Below are 12400 nucleotides of genomic sequence, written 5' to 3' on the forward strand. Positions count from 1 at the left end.
GCTTACACAGCAATTTGCTCAGATTGTGGCAACAAAAAAGCACATGCCTCATATGAGACACGTGCTAATCAGTGATTAAAAGACAGATTACTTAGAAGTTACAGCAACGTCAGCCCAAACGTTAGGACCACCGACTTTGAGAGTGTAACCCTTAACACGGTCATTAACCGCAGTAACGCTCCAACTGTTCGTCATCGGTACTACGTAAGCTTCCTTGTTCATGTATTCTTGCCATTTCTTGAAGGCAGCAATACGATGTTGTTCGTTGAACGAAGCCGCAGAATCGATATCGGCCAGCAGCTTGCTTTGTTCGGTGGTATTCATCCGAGTGAAGTTGAACGGTGCACCGGCTGAATACAAATCGTTAGGAGAAGGCTCAGAGCTTAAGCTCCAAGCACCCATGAACATGTCAATGTCCTTAGAGTCATTTTGAACCTTGTCATAGAAGGAGTTGAATTCAAGCAACTTGCCGGAAGTTAACTCTACCCGTAAACCAATGGATTTCCACTGTTGGATATAGTTCTTAGAAATAGCTGCAGCGTTAACGTTACCAGACATCATAGCCAAGTGAATTGTTAACTTCTTACCCTTAGGATCAGTCCGGTAACCATCTTTTCCCTTCTTATAACCAGCTTCATCTAACAACTTGTTGGCCTTAGCAATGTTATACGGGAAGCCCTTAGCAGATTTATCAAAGTAGTCGCCAAATTGTGCCGGAATCAATGTTGGGATGCGGAAAGTCAAACCGCCAGTGAACTTCTGTTGTACTTGGTCAATATTCATTGCATAGGCAATGGCTTGACGAAGTTTAACATTGTTCATTTTTGCATTAGGATCCTCAACGTTCTTACCCTTTTCAAACTTACCAACCTTGAATCCAAGGTAGCTGTATGATAAAGGAATCTGACCAATGAATTGAACGCCCTTGGTGTTCTTAACACTTGCATATTGAGCGTTCTGAACGCCTAAAATATCATAGGATTTCGACTTGATTGCCTGTGCGGCTGTGCTTGGCGTAACAGTTGAAATAGTAATCTTAGAAAGCTTAGGCTTAGCACCATAATAGTACTTGTTCGGTACCCAAACTGCAGACTGACCTGCAACCAATTTGCTCAACTGATAGGGGCCAAAGAACAGTGGTGTCTTACGAATCTTGTCCGAAGAGACTAAGCTCTTGAATGGTACATCCTTAAGATAGTGATACGGCGCTGCACTTTCCCAAATATAACCGTTCCCAGACTTAATCATGCCCGGCTTCATCTGCTTGAAGTGGAGAATTACAGTTTTACCAGTACCACCATCCGGAGTTTGAATACCGGAGATTTCGTTAGCCTTACCAGCATTGTATTCGGCCATCCCAACAATGTTAGCCAAACTGTCAGTATAACGGGATGACTTAGTCGCTGGGTTCGCAATAATCTTGTAGGCATAAACGATGTCGTCAGCAGTCAAAGGCTGACCATCAGACCACTTGACGTTGGGATTGATCGTGATGGTGGCTGTCTTTGCCTTTTGGTCCAGCTTCAGATTTGCAGCACCGCCATCAACAAACTTGTAGTCGCTGTCTGTCTTGAACAAGCTTTCAGAACCAAATTGCATAACAGTCGAATCATTGTTATCGTCGGACAGTTCCTCGTTAAAAATACCCTTAAATGGCGTATCTGTGATTAGTCCCATAGTCAAGGAGCCGCCACTAATTGCCGTCTTATCATTCTTCACTGTATCGGGGAATGACAACTTCTTAATTGACGTTGAACTGCTGCTGCTTGAGCTGGAGCTTGAACTACTGTTGCCACAAGCTGTTAACGTAACAGCGAGAACAGAAGCCAACGTCACCAGCCCGGCGATTGTTGCTTTCTTCATCTATATTTCCTCCTCGGCCATTCCATAAAAGAAATGGCATTTAACAGAATCCCGTTTAACATCCGTAACCTCAGCGGAATATCAACGTTGGTTTCATAATAGCATGGCAATCTCTCATTTACAACACCCAATAATTAATTTTTGAAGCAATCAATGGCGCTGTGGAAAGACTAACCTAAACGCTGCCGAGAATCCGCGGCTCTTTGCAATGCTTTACCGACATAGTTTACTGAAAGTGACAATACAATCAGCATCAGTGTCGCCGGGAGCCAGCTCCATGGGTACTGTTGCATGGACACAGGATCAGAAGCATAAGAAATCAGTCGGCCGATACTTGGTGTTGTGTCTGGCAGGCCAAAGCCAAGGTAGGTTAACCCTGTCTCGATGCCGACACTGGTAGCAAAACTCAGAGTTGTATCGACAAGCAAGAGTGAACTGATGTTGGGTAGAACTTCCAGAAACATGATTCTGAAACTATTGGACCCTGATGTTTTTGACGCCAGCACATAATCACGCTTAGCCTGACTTAACACAGCAGCACGGTAAAGTCGGGCAGTGGACATCCAACCGAGAGCAGTAATCATGATGATCAACACCCAAATATTGAACCGCGACACAATAGTAATGACCACGATCTGGATCATCAATGCGGGCAAAATCATGAAGAAGTCGGTAATTCGCATCAGTATATTGTCGACCCAACCGCCAAAATAACCTGACAGTAAACCAACGGTGATGCCAATAATTTCAATCAAAATCGCAACACACCAGCCAATGGCAATTGAATTACGCATCCCCACGATCAGTGATGACAATACGTCACGACCACCATCATCACCGCCAAGAAGATAACCATTTGTTCCCGGCTTAGCCCATTGCTGCAAAATGTTCACATCTGTATACCGGGATGAGGGTACAAAGAAACTGCCAATTACTGCGCCAAGGATGATCACCATCATGATGATAAAGGCAGCCATCGCGGCTTTGTCATGGGTAAATTCACGCAAGATAACCCGTAAACCACTAGGGGGTGCTGAAACAATAGGATTCCCCTTGGCGTCGGTCTGTTGCTTTTTTTTCGTATCCGCCATTTCTATTCCTCCTAGTCAATACGAATTCGGGGATCAACAATACTCATGATAATATCTGAGAGCAAGTTGCCCAACAACGTCAAGATACCATAGAGCAGAACGAGCGCAGTCATTACTGAATAGTCACGACCATTCACTGAATCAATGAATAGCTTGCCCATCCCTGGATAGGAGAAAATAGTCTCAGCAAAGATGGCCCCGCCCAGCAGACCGGTAATTACGTTACCGAAGAAAGCCGCAATTGGTAACAGCGAGTTACGCAGAATATGTCTATTGAAAACTACCCGTTCCGGTACACCTTTTGAACGCGCTGTTTTGACGTAATCTTCGAGTTTATTGTCTACAATTCCTGACCGCAAATATTGCACAGTACTAGCATTAGTCAATATTCCGATTAATATTGACGGAAGAATGATGTGGTATATTCGACTGGCAATTATGCCGAAAAAGCCGCTTGCACTAACTGACACGGATCCACTTGTGGGGAACCATTTAAGTCCAAACCCAAAGGCAGCAATAGCCAGCAAATAAACGACGAAAGAGGGCGTGGACATTGAAATGAAATTGTAAAATTGAATGGACGTATCGATCCATGTTCCCTCATAACGGCCGGCCCAAACGCCAAACGGAATAGCGATGACGTAAGTAATAATCACGGAGAGGATTGCCAGATAAAGAGTGTTGACTGCCCGTTCACCAATAATCTCCGTTACTGGCCGCTGCATCGCATAAGACATCCCAAAATCGCCATGAAACGCTCTGCCAACCCAAGAAACATACTGTACGTACCATGGATTATTCAGTCCGGCCTCTTGCCGCAACTTGGCAATTTGGCTTGGCGACGTATTCGGCGTGATCAGACCAGTAAACGGATCCCCAGGCATCATTTTAGCTAACAAGAAAATGAACAAACTTAAGATAATGATTTGCGGGATCATCAAAATTACCCGCCGCAAGATTGTCTTCCACATGTGCTAACCCACCTCCGACTTGATCTGCGTTACCTCATCCGGGGGTAAAGCCACGGAATGGGTCGCGGTAATCTGCTGCAGTGGAAAGACCTTGCCATCTTTGTCGTACCATTTATCTTGGTGGTCTTGGAATTCCCTCTCCACTTCACGCCGATGCGCCTTATCGGCTTCTCGGCCGGATGGATTGACTTTAGGAATTGCCGCCAGTAAACGCTTGGTATAGATATGCTGCGGATTATTATAAATGTCCTCCCGCGTACCAACTTCTACCAACCGACCGCGGTGCATAATGGCTAAGTTCCGACACATGTGTTTAACCACGCCCAGATCATGAGAAATGAATAGGTAAGAAATGTTGAATTCCTTCTGAATTTGCTTCATAAAGTTCAACACTTGAGCTTGAACGGATAAATCCAAGGCTGAAACAGGCTCGTCCGCTACGATCAGCTTCGGATGTGTTGCCACTGCCCGAGCGACCCCGATCCGTTGCCGCTGACCACCTGAGAATTCATGGGGATACTTGTAGATTGAATCGGACGGCATGCCGACGATATCCAGCAATTCCTTGACCCGATCTCGTTCTTCGGTATCGGTCATACTTTCAAAGTTGCGAATTGGTTCGGCAATGATATCCTCGATCCGTTTCCGCGGATTAAGACTTGACATTGAATCTTGAAAAATCATCTGGACATCTTTGTTATACTTGATTTTCTTACGCTCATGCCGGTTAGTCACGTCTTGACCGTTATACAAAATTTGACCCGAAGTAACTTTTTCTAGCCCAACAATGGCCTTACCAGTCGTCGACTTGCCGGATCCGGATTCACCAATCAGGCCATATGTCTCGCCTTCTTCGATATCGAAGTTGATTCCATCAACGGCATAAACATAATCCGTGATTCGGTTGAAGAAGCCGGAGCGGATCGGATAATGGATGTTGAGGTCTTTGATCTCAATTAATGACATACACGCTACTCTCCTTCATTAGCATTTTGAGGTGCACCGGCTGCAGCAGCTTCTTTTTCATCTGGGAAATAGAATGTTTTGTAGCAGGTACAGCGTACAAGATGACCGGGTTCAACTTCGTGCAAAACGGGGTGTTCCTCATGGGAAGATGCCGGCATCCAGGGGATCCGCGGCGCAAAGCGGTCGCCTGTCCGTTGCATGTTCACGAGAGATGGAACGGTACCTTGAATCACGTGCAATTCCTCGTCGTCTGAATCTGCTTGGGGCATGGACCGTAACAGCGACCGGGTATACGGATGTAACGGGTGTTCAAAGACCTGATACACACTACCCTGCTCAACAATTTGACCAGAATACATGACGGCAACAGTATCCGCCGTTTCCGCTACGACGCCTAAATCATGGGTAATGAGAAGAATGCCAGAACCAATTTCCTTTTGGATGTCTTCCAATAGATCCAAAATCTGGGCTTGAATCGTGACATCCAGGGCCGTTGTCGGCTCATCCGCAATAATAATTGGCGGCTTGCAGGCTATGGCAATGGCAATCATGACCCGCTGACGCATCCCGCCGGATAACTCGTGAGGATATTGGTGGGCAGTTAACGGCGGATCGGGAATGCCGACTTGTTCCAACAGCTGAAGCACGCGAGCTTCCCGTTCTTTTTCATTGAGTTTTGTATGGTACACCAATGACTCCGCAATCTGTTCACCAATCCGCATCAATGGATTTAACGCTGATAACGGGTCCTGAAAGATCATGCCAATATCATTACCCCGAATCCGGTTGAATAGTGCCTCGTTCAAGCCAACCAGATTCAGTTCATTGTACATAATATCGCCGGTCACTTTAGTGTTTCGCGGATTGTGCAGGCCAATAATACTGGTCGCTAAGGTGCTCTTCCCCGAACCGGATTCACCAACTAATGCCAGAATCTCGTTCTTATGCAAAGTCAATGAAATGTCATCAACGGCATCATAGAAATGATCGTGAACCCGAAAAGCTGTATGCAGATGTTGGATATCAAGTAATAATTCGTCGGATGTATCCAAATCCATTCCTCCTAACAGTAACGCTCGCATAGCGGTCATCAGCGATGATGAGAAAGCCATGAGAATGGTTTACAATGCTTCAATTATATCGGTAGACCGACTCTATTGCAAGACACTGTGCTTTGAAAAATCATTTTTTGGACACTGATTCGCCATAAATGAAAAATGATGACCGCTTACTTCTGTTGTGCAGCGATGTACTGCACTACATCGCCCACAGTATTCAGCTTGTCCGCGTCTTCGTCGGAGATCTCACCGCCAAAGGTATCCTCCAAAGTCAGGACGAATTCCACCAAGTCTAAGGAATCGGCTGATAAATCTTGTTTGAAGTTGGTGGCGTTCGTAATCTTAGCCGGGTCAATTTCAAAGCGATCGGCAATTAAAGCTTGAATCTTATCAAAAATCTCTTGTTCTGACATTACTTGGTTTCCTCCTTGACGGCTTCTGAGGCCGCGGGTTCTGCGTGATGGGTCGAGAAATATTGGATCACATTTTGCACCGTGCCAGCGTTCAGCATCGCCCGCAACTGCTTTTGTACGAAATACACGGTGTGGGCGTCGGAGTTGCCATGACTCTTAACGACGGGGGCTTTGACGCCAATCAGTGCGGCTCCGCCGGCCCGGTCGGCGTCAAACATCTCGGCCAAGGCCTTGAAGGCCGGCTTAGCCATCGCAGCACCGAGTTTCGGCAGCAAGCCGTTGTTCAGCAGATTCTGCTTCAATAGGTGCATCACAGTGCCAGCGGTCCCTTCCATCGCTTTCAGCGTCGCATTGCCGGTGAAGCCGTCGGTGACGACGACGTCGGCCGGGGCGTTGAACAAATTAGACGCCTCAACGTTGCCGACGAAGTTGATATCCGGATCGTTGGCCAGCAGCTCGTGGACCGTCTTGTGCAGGCTGTCGCCCTTGTCGGCCTCGGTGCCATTGTTCAGCAGCCCGACCCGGGGCTGTTCCAGCCCCAGCACGTCATGGGCATAAAACTGGCCCATCAGTGCGAATTGGTGCAGATAGCTGGGTTTGCTTTCCGCATTGGCCCCGACATCGAGCATTAAGAAATGCTGATCCTTATTCACCGTCGGGAAAATGGTGATCAGTCCCGGCCGTTCAATGCCCTTGATTCGGCCGACCAGCAATACACCGGCGGTCAAAACGGCCCCGGTATTACCCGCGGAATAAAAGGCATCGGCGTCGCCGTTCTTGGCGGCGAGGGCCGCACGGACCAGGCTCGAATCCTTTTTCCGGCGAATCGCCCGGGTCGGTTCATCCTCGCCGGTGACGACTTCCGTCGTCGGCACGATGGTGATCCGCTCCGTATTTTTTACCAATTCCTTGAGTTGAGCCTCATTGCCGTATAACTGGAATTGCAGGTCCGCGAAGTCATCCCGCGCCTGTTCGATACCAGCGACGATCGCCTGCGGGGCATTATCCCCGCCCATGGCATCCACAGCGATTGTTTTCATTCAGTGATTTCCTCCAATAATTAATCGAAATATTGATTCCGGCGCTTCAGTTCCGCCAGATAGGCGGCGATTCCCTGATGGTCCGGGGCGTGCAAGGCTGGGTCTTCTTTGAAGATCTGGCCCGCGGTGGCATGGGCCACTTCCAGCATCGCTGAATCCCCGACCGGGTCGGCGATGTTGAAATGGGGCAAGCCGGACTGCTCATCTCCGAAGACGTCCCCGGGACCGCGCAACTGCAAGTCCTTCTCCGCCAGAACAAAGCCGTTGGTCGTTTTGACCATTGCTTCCATCCGGGAAATAGCCACCTGGTTCTTTGGATCGGCGATCAGGTAACAAAACGCCTGCCGCCCGCCGCGCCCCACCCGGCCGCGCAGCTGGTGCAGTTGGGAGAGCCCGAAACGATCTGCGTCGAAGATGATCATCAGGTTGGCGTTGGGCACGTCCATGCCGACTTCGACCACAGTGGTGGCCACCAGGACCTGGATCTCATTGTGGCTGAAGGCCGTCATGATCGCATTTTTATCCTGGTTCTTCAGCTGACCATGGAGCAGCGCTACATGGTACTGGGGCAGCGCCTTGGTCATTCGCTCATAGAGATCTTCAGCGTTGCGCAGATCGATCGCTTCAGATTCTGCAATGAGCGGCGTGACAATGTAGGCCTGAGCGCCGGCGGCCAGCTCCGCCCGCAAGCGGGCATAGACTGGTCCGGTTTGGTTGCTTTTCAGCCAAACCGTTTCAATCGGATGCCGGCCGGCCGGCAGTTCGTCAATGGTGGAAACGTCCATCTCACCGTAAGTCGTGATTGCCAGGGTCCGGGGGATCGGGGTCGCCGTCATCATCAAGACATCCGGGGACAGCCCCTTGCGCCGCAATTCCCGGCGCTGATTTACCCCGAATCGGTGCTGCTCATCAATCACGGCCAACCCTAGTTTAGCAAATTTTACCGCATCTTGAATTAACGCATGGGTCCCGATGATCACATTCAGGCGGCCGGTGGCGATATCGTGCAGGGTTTTAGCCCGGGCAGTACCGGCCAAAGAACCGGCAAGCAGGCCCACCGAGACGTGCATGGGGGCGAGGAGCCGGGCAATTTTTTGGTAATGCTGCTCTGCCAGAATTTCGGTGGGCACCATCAGGGCGGCCTGATAGCCGGCAGTGACGGCGGCGAAAATAGCCAGCACCGCCACGATCGTTTTCCCGCTGCCCACGTCCCCCTGGAGCAGCCGGTTCATGTGCCGCGGCCGCTTCATGTCGGCGACGATCTCGTTGACCACCCGTTTTTGGGCATTGGTCAATTCGAAGGGCAGGGTCTGGATAAACTCGCGCATGGCAGTGAGATCGTAATTCAGCACTAGCCCCGCGTCATGTTTGTTATTTTCCGCCCGCAGCGACTGCATGCGGCATTCAAAGAGAAAAAGCTCCCGAAAGGCCGCCGAGCGTCGAGCAGAGCGGGCATCCTCACTGTTCTTGGGAAAATGCATATCGTGAACGATCTGGGCCGTTGGTTCCAGCTTATAGTGCTGGCGCAGCGGTTCAGGCACCACATCAGTGAGCAGCGGCTGATATTTCTCATACGCTTGGTGGATCAGATCCACCAGCGTCCGCTGGCGAATATGCTTATTCACCGAGTAGATGGGGCTCATCCCGGCATCACCAGCTTCGGCCTGGGCAATCAAGCGCTGCCCGGTCAGGCTGTGCCGTTTTGCATTCCAGATACCGAAAACGGCCGCTTCGCTGTTTTCAGCGATTTTGTCCTTCAGCCAGGGCTGGTTAAAAAATGTCACCACAATCGGCAAATCTTCCACCAGCAGGCGAATATTGAGCCGGTTGCGGTTGCGTCCGAAGCGGGAGACGACCGGCGGCGCAATGACGGTGCCTTTCAGGGTGACTTTCTCCCCGTCGCCCAATTCTTGCCAGGAACGGGTGCGGATATCTTCATAACGGAACGGAAAATAGAACAGTAAGTCGCCCACCGTGTCGATACCGAGCTGGTGCAGGGCACTGACTCGCTTCTCGCCCACTCCGCTGAGGGCGGTCACTGGATCTGCCAAACTGGCCACGCGCGGCCTCCTTTCTATCCTTGCAAAAAAAGCCCGGCGAAAACCAAGAGTCGGTTCTCGTCAGGCCAAGGAAAAACAGTTATTCAACGGAAACCAAATACGCATAAACTGGCTGGTCGCCTTCGTGGATCTCGACTTCCAGATCGTCATTCTCGGCGGTGACAGCGTCAGCGACTTGCTGGGCTTCTTCCTTCGTGCCGTCGGTGCCGTAGAGGATCGTGATGATCTCACTGTCCTCACTGAGCATCTTGGTGATCATCTCAGTCATCACCTCAACGCGATCTGTGCCATTGACCACAATGTCCCCATCGACGATACCGATGAAATCATCTTTCTTGATGGTCATGCCGTTGATCGACGTGTCCCGAGTCGCGATGGTCAGTTCACCGCTGGCAACGGTATCCAAGGAATCCGTCATTTCTGATACATTGGTGGTCAATGTTTCATCCGGATTGAACGACAGCATCGCCGTCATCCCCTGCTGAATGCTCTTGGTCGGGACGACCTGAACGTGATTCTTGGCGTTTTCCGCAGCTTGCTTAGCCGCTAAGAAGATGTTGCCGTTGTTCGGCAGAACGATCACGTTCTTGGCGTTGGCCCGCTTGATGGCGGCGAGAATGTCTTCGGTGGACGGATTCATGGTCTGCCCGCCTTCGAGGATCTCCGTAACGCCCAGAGAGCGATACAATTCAGCGACGCCGTGCCCGGAAGCGACGGCGACGACGCCGAACTTCGCAGCAGCCTGGGGCTTTTCGGCTTCTTTCGCCTGGCGTTCCACGATATCGTCGTGCTGGGCCCGCATGTTGTCGATCTTGATCTTATCCAAGGTGCCGAACTGGGCGCCGTAGCGATAAACTTTGCCCGGGTGTTCGGTGTGGACGTGGACTTTGACCACTTCGTCATCGGCCACGACCAGCAATGAATCGCCCAAGTCGTTCAAGTAGTTGCGGAATGTATCGTAATCGAACTCATGGCCCTTTTCTGGGTGCTGATTGAGTTCCACCATCATTTCAGTACAGTAGCCATACTTGATGTCAGACGTGGCTAATTGGCCCTGAATCGCCTGATGGTGGACTGCGTTGACCATTTCGTCCATTTCTTCATCGTCCGGCACGTATTCATCACTGGACACGTGACCGTCCAAAGCTTCCAGGAAGCCTTCGTAAATGAAGACGAGTCCCTGGCCGCCGGAATCGACGACGCCGACTTCTTTCAAAATCGGCAGCAAACTCGGAGTCGCGGCCAGGGCGCGCTTGGCGCCGGTGACGACCGCCTGCATGACAACGGTGGCGTCGTCATTGTTTTGAGCCGCCTTATTACCTGCCTTGGCGGCTTCGCGGGCGACGGTGAGAATGGTCCCTTCCACAGGCTTCATGACCGCCTTGTAAGCCGTCTGTACCCCGCCGGTCAATGCGTCGGCCAGATCTTGGGCGGTCAGCACTTTTTTGCCTTCCGTTGCTTTCGCAAAGCCGCGGAAGAGCTGGGACGAAATGACCCCGGAATTGCCCCGAGCGCCCATGAGGGTGCCCTTGGCCAAGGCCTTCGTCATGTCGCCGACGGTTGCGGCGTTGGCATTGTTGACGTTTTTCACACCGCTGGCCAGCGTTAGGCTCATGTTGGTGCCGGTATCCCCGTCAGGCACGGGGAAAACATTCAATGAATTGACAAATTCTACGTTTTTACTCAGCCGGTGGGCGGCGACCCGTACCATATCGGTCAGCTTGTCCACGGTGATTTCTGTTACTGCCACTGCGTATTCCTCCTCGAAGACACGGGTTTTATTTAAGCGTCGTCCCCCAGGACGCGGACGCCCTGGACGATTACATTCACTGCTTGGGCAGTGATCCCCAACATCGATTCGAGATTGTATTTTACTTTATCTTGGACGTTGCGGCAAACTTCGGAAATTTTTAAGCCATACCCGACGATGATGAAGACGTCGACGGTGACACCGTCATCGTCTTGGCGGACGACCACGCCGCGGGAATAGTTGTCTCGGTTCAGGATCTCATTAAAGTTGTCCCGGAAGATTTGTTTGGATGCCATGCCGACGATGCCGTAGACATCGGTGGCGCCGCCGCCGACGACGGTGGCGATGACGGTGTTAGCGATGGCGATGGTGCCGTATTTGGTCTCAATTTTGACGGCCATGTGGGGGCCTCCTTTACTCAATATTTCTTTAACAATCATACCACAGATGGGGGTTTTGGTGGTTGTCGAGGCCGGCAGAAAGGTGACTGCTCCGATGGCGGCACGACATGGCTCCCTATAACTTGAGAAAAATCGTCCTTACCTGTTATCCCTATTATTCCGTTTATCTGTGAACCAATGTTGAATCATCAGTAACACGATGGCCAGAATAGTGAAAAGCCACAGGGGCCAATCAAGCAGCGACAGGTGGTTCATGATATGCAAATACGCCAGCAAGGCAAGGATGAAGAAGGTGCTGGCCAAAGTGCGATAGTGGTTGGGACGACCGGCGATGAGGGCACTGGTGATGAGGGTTGCCCAAATGAATAATGCGGCCAAGTTAATACCCTCTTTCTGTTATTATCTTACACTTGTCAAGGGAAAATACTTGAAAGGCACTTGCATTGGTGGGGGGCGTATGGTAACTTAGATAAGTAATTTTGGCCCATTGGGCGTTAAAGGAGGGAATCGTTTTGGCAAAGGATTTTATTACAGGCCGCAAGACAGAATTTGGTAACAAGCGGTCCCACGCGCTGAACTCCGCTCGTCGTTCCTGGAAGCCGAACCTGCATAAGGTCCGTATTCTAGTTGACGGCAAGCCGAAGCGTGTCTGGGTATCTGCACGGGCATTGAAGTCCGGTAAGGTTACTCGCGTTTAGTTCTGTTAGATTATTGTGTTCGCGAACACCACAATCGATTAAAATCCCAGCTTTTCAGCAGTGGGTACACTCCCTTCAGGGTGGACAGA

Annotated in this window: 12 protein-coding genes; 1 reads left to right on the forward strand and 11 read right to left on the reverse strand. The window is 50.5% G+C overall.

What is annotated here, in order from left to right; all coding sequences use genetic code 11:
• Positions 1 to 87 precede the first annotated feature (87 nt).
• From FMM01_RS05395 to FMM01_RS05445, 11 genes are all read right to left on the reverse strand, one after another.
• Entirely contained in the window at positions 88 to 1863 is a 1776-nt protein-coding gene (locus FMM01_RS05395; protein WP_150391861.1) for an oligopeptide ABC transporter substrate-binding protein, read from the reverse strand.
• A gap of 170 nt (positions 1864 to 2033) precedes the next feature.
• Entirely contained in the window at positions 2034 to 2954 is a 921-nt protein-coding gene (locus FMM01_RS05400) for an ABC transporter permease (RefSeq protein ID WP_027828678.1), read from the reverse strand.
• Between the two features lie 11 nt (positions 2955 to 2965).
• On the reverse strand, positions 2966 to 3925 hold the full coding sequence (gene opp4B, locus FMM01_RS05405; protein WP_027828677.1) for an oligopeptide ABC transporter permease: 960 nt from the start codon (positions 3923 to 3925) through the stop codon (positions 2966 to 2968).
• Positions 3926 to 3928: 3 nt separating this feature from the next.
• The gene (locus FMM01_RS05410) at positions 3929 to 4891 is read right to left on the reverse strand and encodes an ATP-binding cassette domain-containing protein (protein ID WP_027828676.1); all 963 of its coding nucleotides are present in this window, start codon (positions 4889 to 4891) and stop codon (positions 3929 to 3931) included.
• Positions 4892 to 4896: 5 nt separating this feature from the next.
• Complete coding sequence (locus tag FMM01_RS05415) at positions 4897 to 5943, reverse strand: ABC transporter ATP-binding protein (protein ID WP_035440450.1); 1047 nt, start codon at positions 5941 to 5943, stop codon at positions 4897 to 4899.
• 176 nt (positions 5944 to 6119) lie between these two features.
• Entirely contained in the window at positions 6120 to 6362 is a 243-nt protein-coding gene (acpP, locus tag FMM01_RS05420; RefSeq protein WP_027828675.1) for an acyl carrier protein, read from the reverse strand.
• On the reverse strand, positions 6362 to 7402 hold the full coding sequence (gene plsX, locus FMM01_RS05425; RefSeq protein ID WP_150391862.1) for a phosphate acyltransferase PlsX: 1041 nt from the start codon (positions 7400 to 7402) through the stop codon (positions 6362 to 6364). Before plsX ends, acpP begins: the two co-directional genes overlap by 1 nt.
• A gap of 20 nt (positions 7403 to 7422) precedes the next feature.
• A complete protein-coding gene (recG, locus tag FMM01_RS05430) occupies positions 7423 to 9462 on the reverse strand; it encodes an ATP-dependent DNA helicase RecG (protein WP_150391863.1) in 2040 nt (679 codons plus the stop codon).
• A 79-nt stretch (positions 9463 to 9541) separates the two neighbouring features.
• On the reverse strand, positions 9542 to 11212 hold the full coding sequence (locus FMM01_RS05435; protein WP_027828672.1) for a DAK2 domain-containing protein: 1671 nt from the start codon (positions 11210 to 11212) through the stop codon (positions 9542 to 9544).
• Positions 11213 to 11244: 32 nt separating this feature from the next.
• Positions 11245 to 11613 carry an Asp23/Gls24 family envelope stress response protein gene (locus FMM01_RS05440; protein ID WP_027828671.1) on the reverse strand — a complete coding sequence of 123 codons (369 nt, stop codon included), beginning with the start codon at positions 11611 to 11613 and terminating at the stop codon, positions 11245 to 11247.
• A gap of 138 nt (positions 11614 to 11751) precedes the next feature.
• A complete protein-coding gene (locus tag FMM01_RS05445) occupies positions 11752 to 11991 on the reverse strand; it encodes a hypothetical protein (protein WP_146994385.1) in 240 nt (79 codons plus the stop codon).
• A gap of 134 nt (positions 11992 to 12125) precedes the next feature.
• Here FMM01_RS05445 and rpmB point away from each other — a divergent pair, with 134 nt between their 5' ends.
• On the forward strand, positions 12126 to 12311 hold the full coding sequence (gene rpmB, locus FMM01_RS05450) for a 50S ribosomal protein L28 (RefSeq protein WP_027828669.1): 186 nt from the start codon (positions 12126 to 12128) through the stop codon (positions 12309 to 12311).
• Positions 12312 to 12400 lie beyond the last annotated feature (89 nt).

Source organism: Schleiferilactobacillus harbinensis, from assembly GCF_008694105.1.
Classification (GTDB): domain Bacteria; phylum Bacillota; class Bacilli; order Lactobacillales; family Lactobacillaceae; genus Schleiferilactobacillus; species Schleiferilactobacillus harbinensis.